The following is a 26,000-nucleotide window of genomic DNA, read 5'->3' as shown; positions in this document are numbered from 1 at the left end:
AGTTAGCGGATTTTATTTACTGCGCGCTAGGTCGATAAAGTTACGATGCTAGTTGGAAAGTTTAGGATCTTTCAGCCCTGACTCCGCAGTTGATACGTTAATGATCCGCCCTTTCTCGAGCGGTGTGACGCACTATATGGTCGGCATCCTGTGTGAAAAATACGCTGTCGAATGCCAGTGCCTGATCTAAAGCTTAGAAGAAGACGAAATTAAACAGGATGGTATAGTGAATTCGAAATCAACTGAAAGACTTCAGGTGCGTGTTGATGTTTCAAACAAGGATATGATCCTTTGAATGCGCTTGCCCCTTTGCGCATGAACCATGTCGAGCTGTTTGAGACGACACGCAATGGAACTCCGACCTTCCGAATCATTTGCCCTGATCATACGATGACGGAGTTCTTTGATGAGTGGGCGTATCAACTTGCAAAAGTTAAAGCATTCAAAACTACACGTACATATTGTTACGCGGTGCGTGAAATGCTGAACTATATTCATCAAGTCAGTATTCAATGTGGTGGCCTCACTGCATTGCAACTGCGAGATGCATTAGATAGCTATGAGAGCTACTTGGTCAGCGGTATTTATAGCACATCATCCGTAGCCAGAGAGGCTGCGAGGGTGCTTGGTAGCAGAGAACTGGGTGGCGCTTCTATTGCAGTACATTTTGCGGGTGTAAATAATTTCATCACTGCTAGTGAAGCGATGAGAGAAGCCTTACTGCAAATGCAAGACAGTGGCTACGTCTCCGATATAGCTATCTCGATGATGCCGCTCACTACAACCAGGTGCATGGAGACGCCTCGGAATGTCAGGGCTGCTATCAGGGCGAACAGTTGGATGGCCGGCTGCATCGCAGGGGGCGCCAAACGGATCAAAAAGAAACACCTGAGCCCGGCTTCTAAGCCCTCGACGGTAGCGCGCACTGATGAATTTGGAGGGGATGAAAAAACCTTTCCAATTGACAAGTGTAGGGATTTGATTGAAAGCGCTACGTGTCTGCGCGACAAGGTGCTGTGGAGCTTGCTAGCAGCATCCGGCTGCCGGATTTCGGAAGCGCTTACAGTGTTGTGGGACGACATTCATATCGATACCGATAATCCGAAAAATAATAAGGTATTTATTGTTGATCCTGACACGCGTCTAGATGTTTTGATCCAATACATCCCTGAGCATCAGCTCAAAAAGCTTGATCATAAGGGGCGGGTTAAGCCTGATACGTTTTTGATCCAGCCCTTTGCTTCAATGTTCTGGCATTACTTAGGGTTATATGACCAAGAACAGCGTGCTCTAGAAGCGAGTAGGCACCGTCCGGTAGCGCACAGATTTTTATTTCGTAATCTTCGAGACGGGGGCCCCATGGCGACGTCTTATCAGGCCGTTTACGAGCGCTTCCGTTCAGCTGCACAGAAAATTACGGGCATGAGCTACGGCTTTCATTCGCTTCGTCATATGTATGCGTATTACCTGGTGAACCATTGCCCTAATCCGGTTGGTCATAAAAAATTCGGACTGGATTTGAAAACGGTGCAAGTTTTCATGGGGCATAAGAGCATCAAGGCAACTGAGCGATACGCGCGTAAAGACATCAAAATGCTTGAGGCAACATTCGCGGCTATTAATATGCTTCGTATGTCAACGGCTAACTACAGCGTGACCCACGTTCAGATTCAGCATCTTGAGAATGAACTCAAACAACTTAAGCTCTCACTGCAAGGCGACAGTAACTAATGATTAATCTGCACCCCGCCAACGCAATTTGGCTCGTGGAAGAGAATGAGGTTGCTCCGCAGTTCGTTAAGGCTGTTGCGACAGTTCGAACCCTTTATAAAAAATATTATGGTGCGCAGCCTGATAGTGCTGCGGAGCGAGTAGAGACAATTTTCAGGCGTGCTCTAACCTTTGAAGGTTGGGAGGTGAGTCATGTTCAATTGACATTAGAGGCGACGTTCCGCGCTAGTAAAGTGTCGTGGAGTGAAGTTGATCCCAGGATTTCGGGGCTCTCAGTTAGCTACGAGGGGTCGATCTCTCAGTTTTTTCGTTTGGTTTTCATCACTCTCTGGGCGCGAAAAGTTTTCGTTGCGCCTCTCGGGATGCAGACTATCGCACATATGCCAGAAGTATTGGATGCTCTTTGTCACAAGTTGAATGTAGAGAGCCTGACCCTGATTCGCGGCGTGCATCCTGAATCCAGGATCAAAAGTCTTTTCAAAAGAGAAGAGTTTGATAGTGGGAGCAGTCGCGTAAACTTTTGGCTGAGACTTCTTCTAAGTACCACCGCTTACACCATTGAGGATCTTTCGCAATCCGATGCCAACAGCCTGTTTTCCGCTGCTAATGGATCAGGCCAACTGCCATTGCGGAGGTACTACGTCAATGATTTCCTTCTCACACTCTCGTCTCAGAGTGAGGGAAAAAAGCAAATGGTTGAGGATGTTATCAACCAATATCAACTGGAAAAGCGCGAAAACAAACCTGCCAGAGTCTATAAAGGGCGAATCCGGACTGGAAAAGTAAAAAAGAAAGCTGAAAGCGCGTATGAAAAATCTTATGCGGCAGCGCAAGAAATTGCGTCCGGTGTACGGAGTATCAATTTTGCTGAGGATTTTGGTAAATATTTTCCGTCTCACATGCTCAAGAAAATTTTCTATATTGGTGGTGAGGGTGAGGATTCGCATTTTTATGAGTCCTCGCGTTATCCTGTGAAAGTATTTTCCTCGATGGTAGATGGCTTTTATAAATCGTTCATGCACTCTATGAGGCTCCAGAACTCTACCAATCATGAGTTTGTACTCGGCTTGCTCATGAGCTATGTCATGTGCTATCTACCCAATTTCTTCCTTGAGCGGGATGGTGATCTCCTAGACTATCCTAAGAATTTGAACGACTTCAACTGTACCCTTTTTTTTACCCGAGAATCAGTTTTTCTTGATGGTGTAATCCTATATGAAAAGGAGCCTCCAAGAACATTTATTGGTTATGTTAATGAATTTTCTCGTGTGAATAACTGGGTCAGCGATACTCTGTATGCTCGAGTAGGTATCGTCGATCGTTTTTGCGACTATATTGAGGATAATAACCTGGTATTGCCAGGGGCTGATAAGTTTAGAAACAACTTTACGAGTTCATGCTACCCGGCTGTCTCAAAGAAATCAGGCACTGACAAAGTTCCAGTCCCAAGGCCTTATTTCTCGACGTTCATCAGCATGCTTGAAAGTCTTGAATACCTAGTTGACCACATTAACGAAATGCCATATTACGATGGTCAATTGGAGCAAGATGTTAACTATGGAGTCCTGGATGGTAAGCTCTATCAGCCCTCCACAGCTGAGCTTATTCATAGTCATGCTTGGGCGGGATTGATTGGTCGTAACGTTAAGGGTATTGATGAGGTTAATCAAGGGCTATTGAATTATACGCCAATTTTTTATCATGAGGATAAGATCTATACTTTCAAGTTTCTTCCTCGTTTTTATAAGGTTGTCGACATTGAGATTCGGGGAGAAGTGGTGAGGCGTATTTCGCCCAATGAAGTTAGGCTAACGCAGCTGATGTGTCACACTGGTATCCGTCAGCAGCACCTGATTTGGCTGGACAAAGATAAGTATGATCGTGGGGTGGATCGCTTTCGCGCTCTTCCATTCCAACCCTTGTTTGTAAGCTCAGACAAGTCGCATGGAGAGTGGACTGCGATTGTTGCTATGCGTGCTATTGAGATCATGGATAGGCAGCGCAAGTGGTATGACGCGTGCACTTCGGCTAGTTACAAGCAGGACTTGTGGTATGGCATGGTTGAGGGATCCAAATTTGGTCGATACAAACCCCTGTTCAGGGGGCAAGGGAATACAGACTCTGATTGGAATAACTCTCGGCAGTTTCGTGTTTACATGTTGATTCTGCAGCATTTCATTCGCGTTCAGATGCAGGACACCTCCGGGGAAGACTTGGTTTTCGTCAAGTCTGAGGGTGGTTCGCCTGCTCCTTTTCTCGACTATTCGCCATATTTCCTCAGAGAGCTTGCCGTCAATGATCTGGTCAGCTCACACACACCCCATGCATTGCGCGCGGGGTTCGTATCTGACGCGATCAGGCTCCTACCGCCTTCGATCATCGGTCAATATTTGACAGGTCAGAGTGAGGCGCTTGTCTGGTATTACGCAATTTTTGATGGCGACAATTTGTCTGATCACCAACAGTTGCTCGCTGATTACATGATGAAAAACATGCAGAGTATTGAGCGGGGTGATGCTCCAGAACTTGCTGAGACCGTCCTCAAGCTTCATGCTAAATTGATGACGTCTATTGAAAAAGATCCAGTGCAGGCTATTAAAACTCACGGCTTGATCAGCCTCGCGGGTGTAGCGGATGACAAGAACGGGCTTGAGACTCTGCGCGCAAGACTTTACACCAAGCTCGCGTTCAATAACTGCCATATTTGCCCGTTCGATAATCGTTGTCCGAAGGAAGTAGTCTCCAAAATCGGTGGGCACCGTCAATGCGCGTTGTGCCCTTATGCCATCCGTGGTATCGATCACTTACAGGCTGTGAGTGCAGAAAAAGATAAAGCAAAAGAGATGATGAAGGTCGTGCTTGACAAAATTCAAGAGTATCGAGCTCTCAAGCCAAGCGCTCGCAATCCGCAAATTTTGGAAAATTTGTATGTTGAGTATGACCACCATGCTTTGGAAGCTTACGCCCTGGAGGCTATTGAGCAGCAACTGTATCTGATGGCGCAAACCGGAGAGGCAAATAGTTTTTTTCTCCGAGAGAAGGATGGACTGATGGCTCACTTCCAGAAAGTCGAGATCTCAGAATCCGACCACGTCCTGAAGCGCTTGGTCGATGTTCAGAACTTTCCGGATCTTTCCAGTCCTCGGCTTGATGCGCAGTTCGCCCAAATGAGGATGAGGATGCTTGTGAACCAAGGCAAGTATGATGAGCTACTGAAGCCGAGTAACAAACCTGCGAGTCATCAGTTGGCGTCACAGATTTCCAGCATGATGACGACGGGCATGCTCAGCGTCCGGGACGTTATGAAAATCAGTCACGACAGCGCCAATGTTAGCATGGTAGCTAGGCCCGCTTTATCACTTTCTGCTAACATGGGGTTATCAGAAATGGGAGCATAGCATTGGTTCAGCGACTCGATCCGTTTGATAATTATAGAGCAGAGCACAAGGCATTACGCATTAGACATATTCGTAGTGCGCTTGATATTCTGTCTAAAGCTACTTATCCGAACATCACAAATTTGGCAATCGACGTTGCTAAAATTGTGAAAGAGTTTGAATACCGAGATTTCGAGTCGTTGCCTGAAAAGACTAAGGTCAAAGGCTTTAAGCCCGTTAGCCATGTCACGCTCCTTAGGAATTCCGACTATCGTCTTTATCTAGATCGGAGCGGCAAGATAGATGAGTCTGCAGAGGAAACTCCTGTCGTCACTACTTCGGATTTCGAAGCGCTTAAGATCCGCAATGCGAGTTTGAATGGCCAAATAGACCAGTTGAAACTCACAATCAGAAATATCGATTCTGGAGTTCTTCCTAATTCGCCAGAAGAAACGGATAAGCTTCGTAGCGAAACTGAAAGCCTTCGTGACGCTTTAACGATGGTTTGTAGGGTACTTGACAACGTTTTGGGCGAGTGTAGTCAAGTCTTGATCACAGTCCCACCTGGGCAGGAAACTGAACAGCAACCGTCGCCCGGGTTGTGGGGATTATTCGATATCATCGCTACTTATGACGAGCTTTTGAAGCTTGATACTTTACGTAGACAACTCTGCAAAGTTTAGCCCTCACGTTTCCTTGGGAGTGCCCGGAGTCGTACATTACAATGACGCCGGGGCGTGGGGCGTTGAGCACCAAGTCTTCAGCATCAACAGGTCACCCCCATGGCTAGCGACCTCAGGCGCTCGATGATTTTCAAAGACTGGCGATGCTCCGCCTTGATATTAACCCTTGTGAAAATCGTCCTTCTGCTTTCAAGTAGTGTTTATGCCAGTAAGTCTGGCAGGCCGTAATTTTAATCCAGATTTTCCAGCCGCTTCGTACTCGCCACTTCGCTATCAATTTAGAGCGGTCAGTCGGTAAGGGCTCGTTGCTAGCACATTGGCCTAATACAGTGCCCCAGAAATCCTTTTCGAGTCATTTCAGCTAACTCAACGGTGTAGCTTCATAGCTCAATCGTCCGAAAACGCTTATCCGATCAGCAACCAATGCACCGACTCGCTCTTGGGCAATTTTCAGTATATTCAGGATTTCTTGACTCACCTGTTTGGTGGACAGGTATTCCACGACTGGCTTGGGCGGAGCAGCAGCGTGACTCCACATTTCTATGATTACCTTGAGGAGCCCGTCTGAGCCAAAATGCTTGAGAGCCATTTCCCACAGCTGACCTTCCTGCACCATATCCAGGCGAGGCCTAGTCATAACGGAGTTCCAGCAACATGATGGTCTTTCTTGATTGCGAGTTTACCGAGCTCTCGGCGGCAGCGAAGCTGATATCACTGGCGTTAGTCGCTGAGGATGGGCACGAATTTTACGTGGAATTGCTCGATGCTTGGCAAGAAGAAGACTGCAGTGATTTCGTAAAGGAAACCGTGCTTCCACAGCTGTGGGGTGGGAGCTACGCGTTGCCCATTATTGAAGCCAGGATGTCGCTGCTCAGATTTCTGACGTCGTTCAAAAAAGAGATCGAGATCGTCACTGATGCCCCTCAGTTCGATTGGGAGCTTTTTTGCGACCTGGTATATGAGGACGGGCGATGGCCCAGAATCGTTCGTAATTTCCCTACTGACGCAACGACCCTTTCTCCGACTAGCGGGGGTGAAGAGCTGCCTCACCACGCCTTGCTCGACGCCAGGATCATTGCCGGCATGTTCGTATCTGTAAACCGAGGGCATCCCGGTGGAACCTGAGCGGGTTAGACGGAACTATACCTCTAGCTGATTCGCTGGATTTTCTTGATCTCAGATCACACCAAATCTCGTACAAACCACAAAAAGTAAACTCAAATACTTGGCTTTTGTTGGCAAGCCGAGCCGGGGCCTACGGCCCCAAATTAACGAGCAGGTTACAAGGTGCGTAGGGGCAACCATAAGCGATGGTATTTGCTTGAGAGTGAGCTTAAAAAGCTGTCATATCGAAAGGGTCAGATAAAAACGGCGGCCAGCGAACCAGCCTCATTTCTAAAATGAAAAATGGGCCGGTGCAGGCAACGCTGCTTTTCTTTTGAGTTCAAAATATAGATCTCCGATTTTGAAAAACGAATTCAAGGGCAGAGATTTCATAATTTCGAAAAAGACATTAATGTCGCATTTGTGTAAATCCTGAATCAGGATCTGGCACCATCGCTTATGAGGTTCTCGTGCGCAGGGGGCTATGGATTAAGCCGGAAATAAGGTTATCCAGTGATCGAAGCCACTTGGCGGCAAACCGATCTTTCCGCTCGGCCTCGCGTTGTCGTGTAAGCCAAGCTCAATCTCAACGCACGGCCCCGAGCCCTTTGAGAGCACGTGCGTCAATCCAGCATTGTCCTCTAACAATCAGCTCTAGATTCGGTAGCGTTAATCCTCTTCCAATATCGATGCACAGTCGATAGAGCCAGCCCCGTCTCCCGCGCAATCTGCGATTGATTCATTCCAGCAGTCTTAAGCTCGCGAACGACGCTTTCGCTTCCCTTGTTCTGAGGCTTTCCAGGCTTACGGGGGGCAACCCCTCCATCAGTGAGCTGTTCAGCAAGAATTCCAAGACCTCCTTCTTTCTCAAACGCTTGCAGCTGCTTCAGGGCAGCATCCATGAGGACAGGGTAAGGGGTGTCTTGCTGTTGGGACATACATAGAGCTAGGAGGGCCAGAGGGTTTATTCGAAGGCCCTCAGCAAGGCTCTCGAACTTCTCAAGAGTAATGCTTGTTTCGCCTCGCTCGAGGGCGCTGAGTTTAGATTTCACGGAGGCGTCAGAAAGGTCTTCGTGCCGAAGTTGACGCTGCTTACGCAGTGCTCGGATGGCGCCTGCGAGTGCGATTCTAAGCTGCATGGCTCACTCAAAAGTCAGGATATAGCCACACAGTAGGGTTTCCGTTAAATACCAAAATGAGGTAGTATTGCGCATATCGCGACCAAGACGGCTCATAGCGAAGCTTCCGTAAGCTCGTTTTGGCAATTTATGGGAATTAGATGAGAGCGTTTCGCTGGGCATGAAGACCGGTATGCGGACTATCCAGCAAGCCTCTGCTGAGCAGGCGTACTACTCGTAAATGATTTCGGAGGCAGCACATGGTTAGAGTGATCGATGCGGGCCTTTTGGGAGACCCGGGAGCCTCTCTAGTTGGCTCAGAACTTAGCGTCGAAGACGCGATGTCTGCAGCTAGAAAGCGCTACAAGTGGATGCCTCTCTGCGCCGTAGAAGAATGGACAATCTTAGACGCCGTCGTCACCGACGAAGAGCGAGCCAAAGTAACCGCCGCAGGCTGCCAGCCAATATTTATGTTTGCCCACAAAGTTGTGCACGACGAGCAGCGCCGTTTCGAACCAGGTCATTGGGTGCGCTCAAGCATGGGCACCGCTTTCAAAGAAGGCTACCTATTCGAAACACGTAACACGGTCTACCTATTGCTCGGGCCTGGCCATCGCAAGTCATCTTCTATCGAAGCAATATTTTCTCTTTTCTGATTACCAACCGGTTCTGCTGAGCAACTGACGTGCTCCAGCAGCTTGAGGCGACACATGTTCAGAACCATAGACAGCGACCTCATAGGTGTCCCAGGAATGTTCGGCGAGGGCGTATCCAACTGGCGTGGAGTGTCGAGGCTGCTCCGAACTCCTTGGTACCACCTGACCCTTAGCGTCGAACACCAGGGGGGGCACAGCGAGTGTGCGGTGATGATTGACGACACGCGCCAGCTTCAAGAAATTTTGGTGAGCCAAGGCTCTGATTTAGGTATCACCGAAATCATGGCTGTGACACCGTCTTGGATGAATAAGACAGGAGGTTGGCAGATGGAGCGGTTGACCAGATTAAGCGTAGGTGAGGACAGAATTGGCTCTGAGGTCTGTGTCCTAGAGGTGGGTGAGGGCGAGGTTTACCACACCTCGCATCAACCAGATTTCCAGATCGAAGCGCTGGCGAACGTAAGACCTGTCTTTCTCTCAAGCATGATTCGATCAACATGAAATTTACCAAGAATCCCCCACGATACCAGCGCGCCTGGTTGCGTGTGCAATTTCGGATAACTCCATACAGACCGCAACCGGAGCGCAATGATGCTCGACACTATTGATGTCACTTTTCACGGAAAACGCCATACAGATTTCGATCTCAAACGTATCATTAAAGCCCAAGAGCAAGGCTTTGATGTGCCGGTTACCGCTTACCTTTGTGGCGTTTCCATCAGGTCGCGCGCAGGTATCGGTGTAGTGTTTGGCCACAAGCGGAAAGACCAGTATGGGCGGTTTTGCGATGGTCACCTGATCAGAACTTCTGACGTGGTCAAGGTCGAGCGTGAAGGCAGGTTTTGGGTAATGACGACCGAGAATTCTCGCTATGTACTCGCCACGTTTCAGCGAGGTAATGGTCGTTCGAGCCTGCGAGAGTTCTTGCGCCTCTCTCGAACGCTCCATCCAACACCTCGGGTTCTGCAGTGATATTCCGTCGGTCTATCGGCAATACATTTTCCTACCCAACCTGATTTTGGGGGGAATGTAAACACCACCTCAAATTCGTAGCCGTTAGGTCTATGAATTATACCCTACGGAGCCTTTCTACAGGGCTCGTTTGCCAGCAATGTTAGAGACTGAGAACTATCCCGCGAGGTATTTTCTCTGCCATATAGCGAGCATCTAAATTGTTCGGCGCCGGCGCTCGTTGCCGTTGAGTACATGGCACGGTTTGCACAACGCTTGGAGAGTCGCGGTCTGGTGAGCATCATGGAGGAGCTGTAAAGCATAGTGTCCTGGTGGCAAAGAGAACGGCTCTTTGTCCAGCCAGTCAAAGCGGGAAAATATCTCCTCAATCTGGGAAGTGCTGAGCGTCTGAATGATCTGGGCGACCATAACCTTGAACTCGGGGGACACATGGTCAACTTCGGTAGACGGATTGTTCTTGCACCGTTCGCATACAGGGTGCATCGCTCTGTAGCTAGAAATTATAGGATGCGCAGCATCCCGGAGTGCGCGATCCAACCAATCCATTTCGTCTCGAGGGTTGATGCACTGCGTCCATGAGACTGCGTGCCAGCCATGACCCGGAAAGTAGCCTTGGAAATCGTAAGCGGCTCCCGGTCGGGGTAGCTTTCGAAAGTGAGTAGGGCGCAGATCTTGGGCTGCGCAGTGGTAATGCTTCTGATGTATTAGGTCGGCGATGATTGAGGACTCAAAATCTTGTCCGAAATCGACCTCTGCGATCTTCCCTTGGATCATCTCTTTGAGTTGTGTCTTCGTCATTCCCTGGAAGAAATCTATGCCTCGGCTCATTTTAATTCCCTGAGTACGGTGTGTTCGAGCAGTGCAGCGAGTAGCCAGTGTCACCGGGATAAGTGGCTTGCAAAGGTGGTAGGCTCAGAGAGCGAACGGTAGGTCTGAGGCTCGTGTGCCACCCCCCCCCAGGCAAGAATCGATCAACCACCTCCATGAGCAGGACACAATTCGTCTGATAGCGAGTCATCGTCCCTACACGCAAGCCTAACTGCCTCGGCGACACTGAGAGCGCGGGTGGGTATCCAAAGGTTATCCATGACTAGATACCTCTGCTGCGTGGCTTGGTTGCGCAGCTTGAGGGCTTTCAAAATGTCATCAATAACTTTCAATGTTGCGTTTGCAGGCGCTGTTTCGAACGTAATGTCCAACACCGCCGCATCTAACTGTAGGTAGTTCTTGCTGTTCGTCGGAGGCATGATAAACGGGGTGACTTTATCAGCAGGTAAAATCCTTCCATTCAGTTCGTCGAACTCAGTCACGGGAATCCAGCCACTGTTGCCACCTGGTAGCTCGTACCCTCCTGCGCCGACAGCTTTTGCGACAATTGTGCGAGTAGCGTGGGCAATTGGCTTCTGCGGTGGATAATCTACTTTGAAACGCTTAACGATTTGATCTGCTGGACTATCGTTTCTTAGGTCGAAGTCGTAATGGCGGCCATGTGGTTTAACGAACGATAGCGTCACGTCTCCAACCAAAAAATTGTAGGCTGTGGTCATTAACAGACTGAAAAGTCCAAGCGATGCCAGAGCAGCGAAAGCTTTGGTGAACCATAGTTTTGGGCGACCATAAGGGGCTGGTCGTTTGAACGATTTTGGTGTTTTTGCCGTGCGTCGATTTGCCAAGATTTCGAATCCATTACTGGGTGAGTTTCATCCCTGTTGCTTCAAGCGCGAGGCGCGCTCGCGGTACTGAGATGAAAGTCTACCAGCTGGGTCGCGAGAAGCTAGGTTGCCGGCTTTCACGGCACGTGGAGTCAACGGGCTGCTTTCCTTTTTGTCATGAAATCTATCAGATCTTTAACAACGACATTAGCGGCGTTGTCACTTGATAGCTCGGAGGCTCGTATCCTTCTAACCTCTACGCCTTCCCACGTCAAAGGAACCAAGCGCTTATCAGCATCGGCAGGTGATTCGCGATGATAGGTATCTCCGTCGACCTCAATAATGAAAGTCAGACCTTTGAACACTACTACGAAATCGGGCTCGAGACGATTGTAGGCTTTGCCTATCCGTACGAAGACTGGAAGCGGAGCGACTGCGAGCTGTGCACGTGTCATTGCCGTGAACAGAGTGACCTCAGCCTGAGAGCGAAATAGAAGTCCCTGATGTTCCCTCGAGGCAATATTGTCGCTTCGTACTCGTCCCTGGTTGGTGACACCTTCACCTTTCACATATCGGATAGCTTCTTCTCGCCAATTTTCGGAGGCTTCCCCAATACGTGGGGCAATGGTCACCCCGTTTAGGGCCTCGTCATGAAGGGTTGAGTAGAACGGGGTCACTACGTCATAAATCGCTTTACTGGTAGCTTCGCGTTCTACATCTGTCATGGCGTAGTACAGGGGGATAGGAAGAGCCACCATGAGCTGCCAATAATTGACACCGAAATCGGTGTTGATCAACTCAGCTGTGCATTCGCCTGATACCAAAACGGCAATTGCACGAGCATCTCCGAGTAGTTTGAATGCCTCGACCGCTCCTGCTGCCAGATCTTCCATGTTGAACGGTGAAAACATTAGGTGCCTCCTAGCCTATGACGAAAAGGTGAGCGTCTCGCCTGCAGAACTTTAGGTTGATTCATTACGGTATAGCCCCCAAGGGTTTTAGCCTTTCCACGCATGCAGCGAGCAGGTTTGATGCTTAGCAACGTGGCTGACGAATTCGCCGTGCTGAGTTCTTCGCTCGTCCCATCGCTTCTTTGAACTCTTGGGTCGAGGGCGTAGCTCAGAGGTAGTCAGCACGAGCCTCTGCTTCGCCCTAGAAACGCCTACGAAAAAAACGCATCGTTCTTCTGCAAGCTTGCCCCAGAAGGCCTGTGTTTCAACTCCTAGGAGGATTACAGAGTGAAACTCTAATCCTTTACTCTTGTGCATTGTCAGGAGTCTGACAGAGTCGCTATCGGACAACCCCGCCAATACCTTGAGTAGATTCGGCTCATCGGTAAGTTGAGCTCGGATACGATTTCGGACGTCGTGTACGACCTCGGTTAGACGTTGGCGAGATTGATAGTCGGGCGAGAAGGCCGCTAAGTCGGATGCGCTCAGTCCCTTGAACAGCTCCAAAACGAGCTTCCACCAGGAAACATACGGAGTGGGGGTTTTGCTGTCGGCGGCGACTTGTCTTTTGTGAGACCGAAACAATTCTTCGAATATCTGGGGTGCGCTGCTTTTACTGTTGTCGTCTTCAAACGGAGCAAGCTGCGACATCAACCTCGACCATGCCTCGGACTGCCCGGGTTCGTATAGGCAGGTTAGGTAGTCAACCACTAGACCTACTGCAGGTTCCTTAAGCAAGTCCTGTAGCTCGTGATCATTGCGAAACGGTATGCTGTTTCGCGAAAGTTGCTCCATCAACGCTTCAGCATATTCCTCTATCTGGCGAGGCATCAGGATCGCGATTTCGTTAGGTGGAATGCGCTCCTCAACTATCCAGTGCTGAATGATTTCTGTGAGAGCCTCAGCCTCTTCAGCTGAATTTCGGAAGTGACCGGTGAGTATGTCACCGCCGCCACCATCCACGAGATCGTCAGGCATCACAGCGGCAGCTTCAATCTCTCGGATAACATCGTTCTGCATGCGCAGCAAGCGAGGTTGAGAGCGGAAGTTCAGGAATAGTCGAAGAGGGCGGGCAGCGAAATCGTCAGCGTAGGTTTTGAATATTCCATCCAGTGCTCCCGCCCAACCCATGATCGTCTGCTTGGTATCACCAACGGCGGTTAGAATACTAGAGGTGTCGTGGAATAGCAGCTTAATGAGTTCGTATTGGTCGCCAGTGCAATCTTGAAACTCATCGAGAAACACATGGGAATAGGTTGCGCGTATCGCATTGAGGGCAACCTCACTGTCCTTCAAAATTTTCAAGGCGAAAGGTAACAGCTGGTTGAAGGTTATTTGTTTTCCGGGGACGTACTCGGTGCCGATTACGTAATCTTGGCCTAGCGCTTCGTCCACTAATACGGGCCGAAATCTATCGATGATTCGCTTTGCAAAACCGTGAAAAGTCACGCTATCGAATCGTGAAGCATGTTCTATGCCGCAACGCATATGTATACGTTGCTTTAGGTTCCGACTCGCGTCTGTTTTGAACGATACGGCGAGGATCCTTTTAGGGTATCGGCAGCTGTTGGTGCGCAGGAGGAAGTCGGCACGTTGAGCGAGAACTTCAGTTTTACCTGCGCCAGGCCCGGCAGTCAGCACGACTGATCTTTCGCATTCCCGAATCACCTCCCAAGCACTTTTCTCCAGGCGAATCCCTGGGGAGGAAGTCCACCGATCTGGATTGATCATTCAGGCGACTCCTCCAGCTTTGCAATCACTCTGTCGGCCAGTCGGTCGAGGGCTTCGGGAAGAGAGGCTAGGAGCTGCTCGTCGGTAAGTCGCCCTAGAGCATCCAGGTGTGCGGCTGGTTTGCTGCTCAGTTTGAAAAGCTTGTGGTAAGCAGCAAACCAACTCTGCTCTTCCTCATCATATTGCGCTGGATTGAAATGATTTTCGCCCAGAACGGACGTGTGGTTTTTTGCGGTAGCTGGAATCGCTTCTGCTCTGTATGCCTGAGGAAAGGCAACTAGCATCGCAAAATCTAAATCCAAGGGTGCGGAGTAAAATACGTCGCGCTTTTCAAGTTCTGCGAACAAGCTAACTGTGCCATTGTTGAAATGGTGATGGGACTTTATAGGTCGCTCGGGATCGTCCCAGGCATGCCGACTCCAATCCTGTGGAAGGTTGAGGTTAGGTGCATGCGCATCGAGTTGGTCTCGAATGTAACCTATACGACCCCATCCACCCTGATGGCGTCCAGTGTCGAGATCTAGGAGGGTGATGTAGGGAGTACCGATTGCCGATAAGAGTTTCCAGAAGTGATTCACGTGCCGACCCCCTAGCGGAGCGATGGCTACTGCAAATTCGTCAACAGGAGCCCCCTTAGCTTGAAGAATTCTGGGCAGTACGATTTCCTCGCTGTCGCCTTCACCTAAAACGACCAGTCTTGCGAAATACACCTCCGGAAACGCCTGAACAGCCTCTCTCACAAATTTGTAAGCATCACTGCGTTTGGGCGGCAGCAAGATCTTCGTGACTTGGGTTTGTCGATTGCTGTTAAGTCGAAGGTAACGGATGTGCTCCGGCTCTACTCGACGCAGCATCGACGGCGCTTGCGTTGCGATCAATGCTTGAGCATCAACACCTACAGAGGATTTCAGGGAGTTAACGATACGGCCTAGGTAATGAGGTGAGAGACTATTCTCAGGCTCTTCTACCGCAAGGATCGTGAACGCTGGTGGCTTGAGTTTGTGGGGGTCAAATGAGGTGTTTTTGCCTGATCTGACTTCCCTCCCAATCGATAGTGCTGAGAACACAAGAGACAGATACAGCATGGATTTTTGTCCATCGCTCAGGCGTACGAAATCCACCTGATTTTCACCATGACCTGGGCTGAACGAAACAGACAAATGCCTGAGCAAAGCCTCTATTTCGGAGTTTTGAAACGTCAATCGCGGGGAAGCAAAGAAGTCGCCCCTGTGCAATTTTTGCCAAGCTGAGCTCAGGCTATCGCTCAACGCTTGCACAGACTTATTGCCTGTAAGGCACTGGGTAATTTGCTCCGTCAATCCTGCAACGGTTTCGCGATCATTATTCCAGTTGGCTGCCCGCAGTAGCCTACCAAGGAGGGCCGTGGCGCCATACGCCACGTGGTCAGATGGATCGCGGCGTGCGGGAAGGTAATGAAGGTGGATTTTGTCTCGGTGTCTCTTAGGGACTGATGCGGTTGATGTAGGTTTGCCTGCATCGTCTGTCTTTGTCACAAACAGAAAACGCTCTTCGATTTCACCGTCCTCGTACATCGTCGCTTCTAAACGAAAGCGTACTCGTGGCACATCGTCGAAGGTGCGTAGGGCCATCTGATTGAAAAACTCTGGAACGGTATCTGCGTCCTCATCGTCCTGTGTTTCTTCAAAGCTGAAGTCGGCCTCGAGCGAAAGCTCCCTTTGCTCTGGTGGATTTTCCTCAGATGCCGGGACGTGGAAATCAGAGCGGCGGATACGTCGCAGATTTGGTTCAAATGCGAACATCCGACAGAGGCCTTGAAGCGTTGCTGTTTTGCCTGCCCCGTTAGGGCCTAGTAAATAGGTCACGTCCTCAAAAGTAACCTCTTCCCCTTCAGGCCCAAAGGATTGAAAATTGTTCACCCGCAGACTGCACAGCTTCATCGATAGTTTCCTTACTGAATGTTTGGGGTACACGCTTTCCCAAGATCATTGCATCCGGCCTTTGGTGCGGATGTACGGTTTCAGAGCTGAACGAGAATAAATTTACACAAATTTCAAAAGGCCACCATTGAAATCGATTTTCAAAAACGGAGATCTATTATTTGAGAACAAAATAAAGCTGTGGTGGCCCAGCCTTCCTGGGCTCGAACGCTAGTGTGTATTGGCTTTGTTTTAGGCGTTTTGCTTTACCTGCTCGTGCAGTGGCTGTTTTTGGTGTCACGATTCTGAGATCGAAACGGGGGAAAAGTATGTGTGGTTGCGGCTTTGTTTAATAGCTCGTCCGTTGGGGCCGCTAGGCCCTCTGCTACTATTTGTGATCAAAAATAAAAACTAAGAACCTCTATTTTTTGCGAGGGTGTTCGAGCTTATTGAGTCGCGGGATCATTCCGTCTTGCGACGCTTGACTTGTTGAGGATTTTGTAAGTTTATTGCGTATTAGCTGCTGGTACTTCTTTTGCTCCACTCATCCAAGCACTCAGTTAATGTTAAAAAAAGAGTCGTGGTGAGCGGGGCGGCTTAGTACCTGTCACGTAGCCCTGACCGTCCACAACTGATCTACCTTCGTCGTGTAGCTTTGGCTCATTAGGTCTCGACGCATCGCCCATCCAGGCGCCGCAGGCACGCTAGCCAACCGTACGACTCCCTTTCCCCAGCGGCCATTAATCTCATCCAGAACGCTCATGACCTTGTCCGCCATCACAGGCTGGGACTGCGCGAACAGATCACCGGTGAACTCGCCAGGCTGGCGCAGATCCATCAGCAGAACCTCCGCCTTGCTGTACTTGAAGCCCGGTCGGAAGAGGCGATTGACCGCTTCCGTAGCAGCCTTAGTCATCAGCCGCACGTCATTGGTCGGGTACGGCAATTCCACCAAGGCGCCGTTCGCATACTTCGCTTCTTCGGGATTGAACATGCCTGTCCTGATACTCACGCGGATCTTCTTGCACAGCGAGTTTTGCGCTCTGAGCTTTTCCGCCGCGCGTTGTGTGTAGGTGGCGACGGCCTGCTTGATCGGCTCGATCTGGGTGAGCCGGGCGCCGAACATCCTGCTACAGCAAATCTCTTGCTTGGGTGGGTCAGTTTCACCTAGTTCGAGACACGGTGTACCGGACAACTCGCGAGCAGTCTTCTCTATCACCACGCTGAATTTCTGACGAAGCATCCACGGATCGGCCTTCACCAAGTCCATGGCGGTCTTTATTCCCATCGCTTCCAGGTGAGCCTTCATGCGCCTGCCGATGCCCCAGACCTCGCCGACATCGGTGTTGCGCAGCGTCCAGTCCCGTTTGAACGGGTCGCACAGATCCACCACACCACCGGTGATATCCAACAGCCTTTTGGCGGTATGGTTGGCGAGCTTGGCCAGCGTCTTGGTGCGTGCGATGCCTACACCGACAGGAATGCCTGTGCGTTTGAGAAGCGTGGATCGCATGTGCCGTCCGAATGCAGACAGATCTCCAGGGAGGCCAGTTAGATCGGCAAACGCCTCATCAATGCTGTAGACCTCTAGAGCTGGCACCATCGACTCAATGGTCGTCATGACGCGCTCACTCATATCGCCATAGAGCGCGTAATTACTGCTGAAGGCCACGATTCCATGCCGGCGTAGATCGTCTTTGATCTGGAAGTACGGCTGGCCCATTTTCACAAAGGGTTTGGCGTCGTAGCTGCGCGCAATCACACAGCCGTCGTTGTTGGACAGCACCACGATGGGTATCTTGGCTAGGTCGGGTCTGAACACTCGCTCGCAGCTGGCGTAAAACGAGTTGCAGTCAATCAGGGCGAAGACTGGCTCAAGTGTTGTCATGATCGCGGACGCTGTATTTCACCACTCCCCAGATCACAAGCTCGTCGCCTTCCATCACATGCCTTGCTGGATATTTTGGGTTTTCGGACAGGAGGATCACGGCGTTCTCACGCAGATGCAAGCGCTTGCAGAAAGGCTCCGAGTTCAGCGCGGCGATGACGATATCGCCACTGACCGCATCGATGCTTCGATCAACAACCACCAGATCCCCTGAATAGATTCCGGCGCCCTGCATGCTATCTCCGTCAATCCTCACCAAGTACACGTGCGGCGCGCGGATATCGAATAGCTCATCGAGGGAAATGTGCTTTTCGATGTGATCAGCCGCAGGGGAGGGGAAGCCCGCCGGTACCCTGGATGAATAAAGGGGCAGCTTTTTACCGCCAGTAGCGAGAGGGCCGAGGATGGTGACGCTCATGATGCAAGCCTTAGATTGGTAGACTGTACGTATATACAGTTAACAATTTGCTTCGCTTGTGGTCAATCTCATAAGCATCACTATTCGACGGGTGACAGCATGTGCGGACGCTACTCGATCTACGAATCGATGGATCACTACCTGAAGGAGCTCGCGCCAGAGCAGTTGGTGATCAACGGCTGCGATCTTTGGCCAGTAGAGCGATACAACGTCGCACCCTCGACCCGTGTGGAGATCATTCGGCCAGTGGACGACCAATTAAGCGTAGATAAGGTGAAATGGGGATGGTCACCATTTTGGGCGAAAGGAAAGCGTCCTGACCCGATAAACGCCAGGGTTGAAACAGTCATGACTGGGAAGTTTTTCAATCAGCTCTGGCCAAGCGGTCGTGTACTTGCACCGGCAAACGGGTGGTTTGAGTGGGTCAACGATCCGGCTGATCCAAAGAAGAAGCAGCCTTACTTCATAACCCTGAAGGAGCAGGCTCCGATGTTCTTCGCTGGGTTAGCTGAGGTTCACCAGGGCTTGGAGCCAGACCCTCGCGACGGCTTCGTCATCATCACCGCCGCCAGCGATCAAGGGATGGTAGATATCCATGATCGGAAACCGCTGGTTTTGGCTCCTGAGCACGCCCGCGAATGGATCGCCTCAGATACTTCCCCTGAACGCGCGCGGGAAATCGCGATGGAACACTGCCGGCCTGCTACCGATTTTCATTGGTACAAGGTAAGCAAGGCTGTGGGTAGTGTTCGCAATCAGGGCCCAGAATTGGTCGAGCCGCTCGCAGGGGCGTCAGACGGCGATGAATGAGTACGTACCGTAATGTTGATGGAGGGCAGCTGCAGCGTTGCTCAGCCGTTCCATGAGTAGCGGATATTAGATTTTATTAAGAACGGACGTCGCTTAGATCAACCCCCAGTTTTGACACCCGGCATACCTGAGACCGCCCAGGTAACGGCTGATACTGGTACGGTATATGCCCTGCCGTTAGCAAAAAGCCCGCAGAATTTATCCGAGCACTGGATGATCCGGAACTGGGTGACTTCTTCAGATTCGGGTAGTTTTAGAGTCACGACGGGGGAATCACTAAAACCCTGCTTAACGTCTTCCCTAGCGGTTTCTCGTCCTGCATCGCTAAAAGGCATAATTACCATCGCGAGTGACATTGAGATCAAGCACAGGATGATGAAAACACCATAACTTCCAACGAACAGAAACAGTCCTGCCCTTCGCCAGGATTTAAGAAAAGACCGTTTCTTCGCTTTTATAGGCTTCTGATTTCTTTGATTAACAGAGCCCGTACGGTCTGTCATGAAATCAACGAGACCAAAAATCAGGCTTAGGCCAACCATGCCTAGAAGCGCCAACAGCCAATTTCGTCCCAAGCTGTCGAGTCCGGAGGTAAACCAACTTACAACGACCCTGAACCATGCCACAGCGGTCTCACCGATATACTCCGTTGCCTGCAGAGGAAACATGGACGGGTCAAGGTTCAAGTAGGAGAGATAGCCCTCGTGATAAGCCTTTCCGTTCAAGTAAAAAATGGGGGCTGAAATGGCCAACGCTAGGGCTCCCAGCTTCCCCCAACCCATGAACGTAGCCGCTTTTTGTTCCGAACCCTTTTTCAGTCTGTCTTCTGACATTTTCCACTCATTATCTAAAAGTCCTAGAGAGCACGGTGCAGCCCTCCTGTCATGCCTACGTCTCAACCAAGCGCCGAGGAGTCATTCTTGAAAGTCTGTGCGTTGTCAGCATCGGATGCACTGCGAAAGTGCAGCGCTGCATGATTGATCGTGGGTTTGAGCCTAAAAACAAAATTATGCTGGTTTGCCAGACTTACTCAGAAATGAAGGGCTGTTCGTCGACGACGCCACCGAGTTAAGGGGGGGCGCTCGTTAGAGATAGAAAGCTCATCGGCCCAGTGGCTCGTCTACATCGATTTAACCCATACTACATCCACGTACTTGTACTTCTTCCTAGCAGCCTTCACAGCCTCCTGCTCAGCAAGCAACGAGCTCAACGTATCGGCCTCGTGAATCAACTCGATCATTTTCCCCTCGAACTCGTTTCCAACCCGTAGCGTGACCTGCAGCTTGGGCGTAAATGCTTTCGCCACCTTCTTCTTGGCTGCTGGAGCGACCACGGGTTTCGCGAGCACAACTTCTTCCGCTGGCTCCTGCGCTAGAGGAGCAGATATCTGCTCTGCTGGCTGAGGCGTACCGAATAGGGCACGACGCATTTCTTCTTCAGTTAATTCAGAGCTCATAGAACATCTCAAAGGGGGCGGTAATCAGCTCGACGAATTCTACTAGGATGGCTGCTCCAGCGTGTCCTCTGGAAGCATGTATACCCACTGTGAATTCGGGCTACGTGCTCGCAACATTTCAACGTGGTAGTGGGCCTGATAGCGATAAAAATGATGCAACGTAAGCTGGGCTATTGAGGGCTTAAGGGGGCATCGCAATGGTTGTCTGGCTTCGTCTTCGACAACTGAGTGAACTGCTCCAATGCGTTTTGGAAGGCCTCCAATGCGAAGCTTACCGGCTTGCTCTCGGCGATCCATTTTGTCGAGATTCCAACTTCCAGTTTGTCCGAAATACTTCGACCGAAGCGCAGCCAGTGTACGGTGTCAGCCTCGATTACCTGCTCAGCGACCAAGACGATACAGTCGAAATTCATGTCATCGCTACAGACCAGCAACGGCACGATTGTGGAGCTTCCATCCTCCGCCGGGATGATGCGACGGTTCGCAAGAGCGTCTTCGTCTTCGTCGATAAGCCAGATCAGAGAAAGACCAAGGCTTGCGACGTCTGACCATTCGAGATGAGTGGACAGCCATTGCTCAATTCCAATGCCGTCAATCATTAACCATGCGCAAGCGCTCCTGGCGAATCCAGGTCGGTGGTAGGCGGCGCTGATAGCTTGGTGCATGGCGAAGTCCTTTAAAGCAGTGCGGCTGTGTCACATAGAATGATGATACTCCAGTGATATCACCCTACGCGTCAGATCACTACTCTCGGACGCTTTAAGGGCAGCCTATATTAGACTTGGACGAACCGGCAGCTTTCAACCTTGGCACAACGATGAGGACGAGGGATTGTGGGCATCTTTCCCCGTCGGGCTTCCCTAACAAGCTGCTCCTCCGATTTTAATCAGGTACGATTCTGACGACTCTTCAACAATCGAGATCGTGTCATGCAAGATGGCTGCTGGCCCTTCCATCTCTTCGGTGCCAACTTCGTCACTGAATCCGATGCGCGGAAATTTGTGTTTGAGCAGTGGGAGCCAGAGCCCCCTGAAAGCACAAGCGAAGCCGAGTACATTTCGTGGGAAGAACGCAATCCAATCTGGCGACTAGCGGAAGAACTTGGGTTCTATATGGATTCAGACTTCGTTGAGCTTATCGGCACCCCAGAAGACGTCATAGCGCAAATCCGCAGCCCCTCTGAGAGAGTGCTTTTCAGCTCCAAGGCAACAGAATTTACCCATTTTATTCTGGTGGGGTCGAATGCCATCTGGGGTGACCGTCGTTCGACTTCTACCCATGTAGAGACGCTGGTGCGCTTGCCGGAGAGCACTGCAACCATCACATATCTCGGCCTGTTCAACTGAGCTGACGGCCTCATATGTTAGGCCCGTTTTTGTCCAGAGGCGGGCACTGTATTAAGGCTAAAATTGTCCTCATTAGGGGCAGGATGACGATTCAACCAGACGTTAAATTATGACCAGACAGCTTGTCTACCAACGAATACGAAATCGAATTGTCGAGCTACTTGAGTGGCTGATTGAGTGCGAGAATGAGCCACCTCGGTGTGGTATGAATGAGTTAATCAATTCATGGGAAGATTGGGTGCCAACTCCGTCGCCAAAAGGATACTTCGTCGATCAGGGGTTCACTCCAATGCAGAGCGTTTTTTTGGTAAATGTAAGCGCAGCCATCGAGGATTTTTGCGAAGCAACACCTGAACTCATAGAGAACGACGCTGCGGCAATTGCGCTCCCTCAATGGCGCCTTGTCATCGCTGCTGCCAAGCCGACGCTATCTGCGATGAAAGCGAGTACCAAAATGTCGGAGGAGAGTGACGACAGGCTCGAGCGTTGAGTTGCTGGCTCTTTAAGCAAGGTATTGCGTACGATTTTGCCAGGGTGCAGCAATCGGTCAGAAATAGGTAAGCGTCCAATCAAGTCATCTACCGATCCAGTTATCAGCACGAGGATGACTGCTTTTCGCCCATGCCGTAAGGTTCGCTACCAAAATCGCCACAGCCTTCCAGTGGTGGTAATACAGCAAGGAGAGCGAACAATGAACACCTTCAAATCATCAGTTCAAAACGTAGCTGCGGCCATAGGCCTCATCGCAGCAGTGACAGTCGGCGGATGCGTCATGATCCCTTACGACACGCCGGAATCAAAAGCCCAAATCCAGCGCGATCTGAAAATTGCACCATCGGATATTCAAGCCGTATCGGAAACTAACTGGTGCTTGTTCCCATATGGAAGCGAAGGCAGCTGCAGGGCCACTCAAGGCCTGGGAGTGTTGACCAGCAAAGGCCTGATCCTCAGCCTCTACAACAACCACACCTACACTGAAACCGCACGCATCCTCCCAGAACAAGTGCAGTGCGTGAAGACAGTTGGTGGTCGCACTGGAGTCGAACCGTTCGTTGTATTCACCAAAGACCGAGCGATCATGCTCGCCGTCATTACGCCGGGTGGGCAAATGAATGTGCCTGTGAAAGTCAGTTTCTTTGATTATCTGACGAAGCCAGGGCAGCACGTCTTCACTGGGACGGATGGCGGATATGTGCGCAAGTCGGGTCGAAAGCAAACCGTAGGCGGAATGGTGTCAGGCACTGCCATCCCGTGGCATACAACACTCGACGTAACCGAGGTTTTTAACCCTTGCCCGCAGGTTACAGATTAACGAGGACTGGCGCGTTCCATCGCAAGCGGTGCGCGCATGCCGAAGCCCGTAGGTGTGAAGGATGAATGCCCGAAGGGCCGAGCCCCCCCCGGCGGCTCGGCTCGCGAAAGCCGCCCTTGAAGAGGCTGGTTTCGAATGCCATCTGGGGCGACCGACGTTCGACCACTACCGATGTAGAGCCGCTGGTGCGCTTACCGGAGAGCACCGCAACCATGTCATATCTCGGTCTGTTCAACTCAATTTGACTGCTCGAAAGGGCATGTCTGCGTTTGCATACGACTGCGCGCTTTCGACCCGAAGCGGTCATCCGGCGAACCATAAGGCCTCCGGCTAAAGGATTTTGATGCCGTCACCCCCCTGTCGCAAAACTTGCATCAGTTGCCCAACAACGAGGGCTTCAACGGCACCTTCACTGGCATCCGCCTCAAAAGCAGCGCAGCAAGCCGATGCGTCGCCGTCGCAGATGCGGTAGACAGCAATGACGCTGCCTGGCCCGCAGCCTGTGTGCCCGGATAGAGAATACCCACCGTCAATCGAACCGTGCATCAAGCCGAGGCCGTAGCCCGGGGTGACCCATGGGCGCCCGGGAATCGGGCCGCCTAGTGTTCGTGCTGTCTGCATTTCCTTGAGCAAGCCCGCGCAGAGGAGATCTGCGCAGAGAAGTCGATCCAGAAAGAGCGCTGCTTGCGAAATCGGGCCGATCAACAAGCCATGGTAAACCCATGCGGGGTCATAATTTGAGGCGCGTCCAAGAGGGGACGTTTGTAAGTCGGCTCGTGTTTTAGCAAAGCGAACGTTCGAGATGCCCAGAGGGGAAAGAGCACGTTGAATCACCGCATCATCAAGCGCCAGATCAGTCAGCCGTTCAATTAGCCTGCCGATGAGTAAATAGCCGACATTCGAGTAACGCCAGCCGGTTCCGCAGGTGTATCGAAGTCGAGTACCGTCAAGGCGCCGCATCATTTCATCTGCCGTCCATGCTGGCTCACCTTTAGTAACGGCGGTGTGATACTCCGCAAGTTCTCCGTAATCAGCCAAGCCGGCCTCGTGCCGCAGTAGCTGGCGTAACGTGAAAGGGTGATCGGGAATGGGGTCGTCCAATCCGATCAGTCCGTCACGCACCAACGATAGGGCCGTCGCAGCCAAGACCGTTTTCGTGAAACTCCACCAGGGGGCGATCAGTTCCAATCGGTCTGGCGTTTGTGGCTGACCATTTGACAAGAGTGAAATGAGCATTGGCTTCCCTGGAATGTTGAGCGAATCGACAGCTCGACAAGATATCTCAATTACTCTTCTTCGCCGGGGTGACGTCAGCCGTTTGTGCTGTGCTGAACGACTGCTTCTGGCCGATTGCAGCCCTTCGCGACAGGCAGTTGTCGATCCCAAAGGCACACCGGAGCAGGTTATCTACCAGCTGTGTGTTTGGAGGTGTGTATTGTTGAATTTGCCGTTACCCTTCTGGGACATCACGCAATAAGGGCTATGCACATGAATGTCGGAATGGCTAATGCGATTGAGGCCGCAGAAAGCGAGTATTTGTGTGCCCGCGTCGAGAGTTTGTCTCGGATAAGTGGAAACCCTTTTGGTGCTCGTGTGTTTTTCAACGAAGCTTTTCCATGCTTTCAGGTGAAGGCATCACCTAGCCCGATGCTCAATCGCATCTACGGCGATAGTACCGACAGACCCAAGTCACTATTGAGCTTGCTCAAGGAATCAGCAGAGTATTCGACAGTAACGCCTCTTATCGGAAAGGCCTCGACTTTGGAACAGTACACTTTGGTGGGTGAGAAGCGGCTGGAGCGTCTGAGGGGGTGGACGCATCTGCAACTCGCGTGCACCATCGAAAATGTGGTCTTGAATCACCACTCATTCGAAATCGAAGAAGCCACCTCACAAACGCTTCTTGAGTTCGCAGCCGTGCATGCGAGTGGATTTCATACCAAGCCAGAGTATCTTCAGTTGAGCCAGGCTTCGTTCGCAGGACTGATGTCAAATGAACGTCTGAAAATGTACGTCCTTAAAGCTGATGGAAAGGTCGTGGCAGGAGCGTTGATGTACCTGGCCTGCAATGGAGTTGCCTACCTTGGGACGGCTGCCACCCGAAAAAATGCACGAGGCCAGGGCTACCATGGAGCCCTGATATCTCATCGGATAGAGCAAGCAAAAAAACACGGCAGTCTTGTGATCGCCGCAACCGCGCTTCCCAGCTCGCAAAGTCGCCGAAATTTGCAGCGTACAGGGCTAGCGACATCCCACGCTCAAGCGCTATATCGCCTGGTAGATAGCTGAAGTCTGCTCTTGGCCGATTGCAGGCTGTCATGAAGAGCTACTGCTGGCCGATTGCTGCCTGTCGTGAGGAGCAGCAAGCGACCCAAAGCTGACATCAGGCGATGGATGCTCTTGGCCAATAGCCGTGATTAAGCAACCAGCGTAATCTTTCGGCCATCTCGCACAATTGAGGCAAGCAACAGATGACGGAACAGCTTTGCGTTGTATTCATTCCGGCGCTTTCGGTGGCTTTGCAAAGCGCCGAAACGAACAAAGGCTCCCCACTTACAGAGTCCGAGGCACTCAAAATCCGTGATCACGCGACGTGTGTTGCAGTTCCATTCGACGTCGCCCTGGATATGGAGAACGAACGTGGCTTCCGGGACTTAGTTGCCGAGGACTGCTGGAATGAATGGCAGCGACTACGGCTCTCAATGAAAAAATGCCCCCTCTGAATTGCACAAATACTCAGTCATAAGATGCAGTCTCACCTGCCTATTGCTGCTGAAATGAGAGGCAGCTATTGGCCGATTTCTGCCTGTCGTAGCGGGCAGTAATCGGCCAGAACCGGATGTTTAAAGCTGGGGCAATGAACTCGTCGAATTTCTTCCCGCTTTAAGAGTTTGCCGA

Annotated in this window: 24 protein-coding genes; 12 read left to right on the top strand and 12 right to left on the bottom strand. The window is 51.0% G+C overall.

The window, feature by feature from the left end; genetic code table 11:
* Positions 1-291 precede the first annotated feature (291 nt).
* The 3 genes from J1G34_RS05570 to J1G34_RS05560 are packed head-to-tail and all read left to right on the top strand — an operon-like array spanning position 292 to position 5,791.
* Entirely contained in the window at positions 292-1,731 is a 1,440-nt protein-coding gene (locus J1G34_RS05570) for a tyrosine-type recombinase/integrase (RefSeq protein ID WP_262411722.1), read from the top strand.
* On the top strand, positions 1,731-5,129 hold the full coding sequence (locus J1G34_RS05565; protein ID WP_222993530.1) for a hypothetical protein: 3,399 nt from the start codon (positions 1,731-1,733) through the stop codon (positions 5,127-5,129). The genes J1G34_RS05570 and J1G34_RS05565 overlap by 1 nt, the downstream gene beginning before the upstream one ends.
* 2 nt (positions 5,130-5,131) lie before the next feature.
* Complete coding sequence (locus J1G34_RS05560) at positions 5,132-5,791, top strand: hypothetical protein (RefSeq protein ID WP_046487214.1); 660 nt, start codon at positions 5,132-5,134, stop codon at positions 5,789-5,791.
* Positions 5,792-6,152: 361 nt separating this feature from the next.
* On the opposite strand, the gene J1G34_RS05555 is transcribed toward J1G34_RS05560, so the two are convergent.
* Positions 6,153-6,428 carry a hypothetical protein gene (locus J1G34_RS05555; RefSeq protein ID WP_257781042.1) on the bottom strand — a complete coding sequence of 92 codons (276 nt, stop codon included), beginning with the start codon at positions 6,426-6,428 and terminating at the stop codon, positions 6,153-6,155.
* 17 nt (positions 6,429-6,445) lie between these two features.
* Between J1G34_RS05555 and J1G34_RS05550 the strand changes: the two genes are divergently transcribed.
* Positions 6,446-6,916, top strand: a complete 471-nt coding sequence (locus J1G34_RS05550; protein WP_222993528.1) for a 3'-5' exonuclease family protein — start codon at positions 6,446-6,448, stop codon at positions 6,914-6,916.
* A gap of 620 nt (positions 6,917-7,536) precedes the next feature.
* Here J1G34_RS05550 and J1G34_RS27590 read toward each other — a convergent pair.
* Positions 7,537-8,034, bottom strand: a complete 498-nt coding sequence (locus tag J1G34_RS27590; RefSeq protein WP_181643154.1) for a helix-turn-helix domain-containing protein — start codon at positions 8,032-8,034, stop codon at positions 7,537-7,539.
* A gap of 239 nt (positions 8,035-8,273) precedes the next feature.
* Here J1G34_RS27590 and J1G34_RS05540 point away from each other — a divergent pair, with 239 nt between their 5' ends.
* The 3 genes from J1G34_RS05540 to J1G34_RS05530 all read left to right on the top strand — a co-directional run bounded on the left by J1G34_RS05540 (position 8,274) and on the right by J1G34_RS05530 (position 9,641).
* A complete protein-coding gene (locus J1G34_RS05540; protein ID WP_222993526.1) occupies positions 8,274-8,669 on the top strand; it encodes a DUF6957 family protein in 396 nt (131 codons plus the stop codon).
* A gap of 210 nt (positions 8,670-8,879) precedes the next feature.
* Positions 8,880-9,170 (top strand): hypothetical protein, encoded by a 291-nt coding sequence (locus tag J1G34_RS05535; RefSeq protein ID WP_238587189.1) that lies wholly within the window; start codon positions 8,880-8,882, stop codon positions 9,168-9,170.
* A gap of 90 nt (positions 9,171-9,260) precedes the next feature.
* Positions 9,261-9,641, top strand: a complete 381-nt coding sequence (locus J1G34_RS05530; protein ID WP_222993525.1) for a hypothetical protein — start codon at positions 9,261-9,263, stop codon at positions 9,639-9,641.
* Positions 9,642-10,612: 971 nt separating this feature from the next.
* Here the strand turns inward: J1G34_RS05530 and J1G34_RS05525 are convergent.
* The 6 genes from J1G34_RS05525 to J1G34_RS05500 all read right to left on the bottom strand — a co-directional run bounded on the left by J1G34_RS05525 (position 10,613) and on the right by J1G34_RS05500 (position 18,178).
* Positions 10,613-11,314 (bottom strand): hypothetical protein, encoded by a 702-nt coding sequence (locus J1G34_RS05525; RefSeq protein ID WP_222993523.1) that lies wholly within the window; start codon positions 11,312-11,314, stop codon positions 10,613-10,615.
* Positions 11,315-11,445: 131 nt separating this feature from the next.
* The gene (locus tag J1G34_RS05520; RefSeq protein WP_042560309.1) at positions 11,446-12,204 is read right to left on the bottom strand and encodes a hypothetical protein; all 759 of its coding nucleotides are present in this window, start codon (positions 12,202-12,204) and stop codon (positions 11,446-11,448) included.
* An 87-nt stretch (positions 12,205-12,291) separates the two neighbouring features.
* Positions 12,292-13,974 (bottom strand): UvrD-helicase domain-containing protein, encoded by a 1,683-nt coding sequence (locus J1G34_RS05515; protein WP_222993521.1) that lies wholly within the window; start codon positions 13,972-13,974, stop codon positions 12,292-12,294.
* Complete coding sequence (locus J1G34_RS05510) at positions 13,971-15,893, bottom strand: ATP-dependent nuclease (RefSeq protein ID WP_222993519.1); 1,923 nt, start codon at positions 15,891-15,893, stop codon at positions 13,971-13,973. The genes J1G34_RS05515 and J1G34_RS05510 overlap by 4 nt, the downstream gene beginning before the upstream one ends.
* A gap of 586 nt (positions 15,894-16,479) precedes the next feature.
* Positions 16,480-17,760, bottom strand: a complete 1,281-nt coding sequence (gene umuC / locus J1G34_RS05505) for a translesion error-prone DNA polymerase V subunit UmuC (protein WP_222993517.1) — start codon at positions 17,758-17,760, stop codon at positions 16,480-16,482.
* Positions 17,747-18,178, bottom strand: a complete 432-nt coding sequence (locus J1G34_RS05500; RefSeq protein WP_222993515.1) for a LexA family protein — start codon at positions 18,176-18,178, stop codon at positions 17,747-17,749. The genes umuC and J1G34_RS05500 overlap by 14 nt, the downstream gene beginning before the upstream one ends.
* A gap of 99 nt (positions 18,179-18,277) precedes the next feature.
* Between J1G34_RS05500 and J1G34_RS05495 the strand changes: the two genes are divergently transcribed.
* Positions 18,278-18,988, top strand: a complete 711-nt coding sequence (locus J1G34_RS05495; RefSeq protein ID WP_222993512.1) for an SOS response-associated peptidase — start codon at positions 18,278-18,280, stop codon at positions 18,986-18,988.
* Positions 18,989-19,086: 98 nt separating this feature from the next.
* Here the strand turns inward: J1G34_RS05495 and J1G34_RS05490 are convergent, their stop codons facing one another.
* The 3 genes from J1G34_RS05490 to J1G34_RS05480 form a co-directional block, all read right to left on the bottom strand.
* The gene (locus J1G34_RS05490) at positions 19,087-19,821 is read right to left on the bottom strand and encodes a hypothetical protein (RefSeq protein ID WP_222993511.1); all 735 of its coding nucleotides are present in this window, start codon (positions 19,819-19,821) and stop codon (positions 19,087-19,089) included.
* A 287-nt stretch (positions 19,822-20,108) separates the two neighbouring features.
* A complete protein-coding gene (locus J1G34_RS05485) occupies positions 20,109-20,444 on the bottom strand; it encodes a hypothetical protein (RefSeq protein ID WP_222993509.1) in 336 nt (111 codons plus the stop codon).
* Positions 20,445-20,614: 170 nt separating this feature from the next.
* Positions 20,615-21,109: a hypothetical protein gene (locus tag J1G34_RS05480; protein ID WP_222993507.1), complete on the bottom strand. Its 495-nt coding sequence runs from the start codon at positions 21,107-21,109 to the stop codon at positions 20,615-20,617.
* A 264-nt stretch (positions 21,110-21,373) separates the two neighbouring features.
* Between J1G34_RS05480 and J1G34_RS05475 the strand changes: the two genes are divergently transcribed.
* The 3 genes from J1G34_RS05475 to J1G34_RS05465 all read left to right on the top strand — a co-directional run bounded on the left by J1G34_RS05475 (position 21,374) and on the right by J1G34_RS05465 (position 23,102).
* A complete protein-coding gene (locus tag J1G34_RS05475) occupies positions 21,374-21,790 on the top strand; it encodes a hypothetical protein (protein WP_056789359.1) in 417 nt (138 codons plus the stop codon).
* Between the two features lie 205 nt (positions 21,791-21,995).
* Entirely contained in the window at positions 21,996-22,280 is a 285-nt protein-coding gene (locus tag J1G34_RS05470) for a hypothetical protein (RefSeq protein ID WP_003191463.1), read from the top strand.
* 201 nt (positions 22,281-22,481) lie between these two features.
* On the top strand, positions 22,482-23,102 hold the full coding sequence (locus J1G34_RS05465) for a hypothetical protein (RefSeq protein ID WP_048402005.1): 621 nt from the start codon (positions 22,482-22,484) through the stop codon (positions 23,100-23,102).
* A gap of 330 nt (positions 23,103-23,432) precedes the next feature.
* Here J1G34_RS05465 and J1G34_RS05460 read toward each other — a convergent pair whose 3' ends face one another.
* Complete coding sequence (locus J1G34_RS05460) at positions 23,433-24,338, bottom strand: serine hydrolase domain-containing protein (RefSeq protein ID WP_192001773.1); 906 nt, start codon at positions 24,336-24,338, stop codon at positions 23,433-23,435.
* A gap of 252 nt (positions 24,339-24,590) precedes the next feature.
* Here J1G34_RS05460 and J1G34_RS05455 point away from each other — a divergent pair, with 252 nt between their 5' ends.
* Positions 24,591-25,391 carry a GNAT family N-acetyltransferase gene (locus tag J1G34_RS05455; RefSeq protein ID WP_032900661.1) on the top strand — a complete coding sequence of 267 codons (801 nt, stop codon included), beginning with the start codon at positions 24,591-24,593 and terminating at the stop codon, positions 25,389-25,391.
* Positions 25,392-26,000: the final 609 nt, after the last annotated feature.

It is taken from the genome of Pseudomonas sp. Wu6, assembly GCF_019891515.1.
Classification (GTDB): Bacteria; Pseudomonadota; Gammaproteobacteria; order Pseudomonadales; family Pseudomonadaceae; genus Aquipseudomonas; species Aquipseudomonas orientalis_A.
Note: the sequence above shows the minus strand (reverse complement) of the source record. Positions and strands in the feature narration are given on the sequence as shown.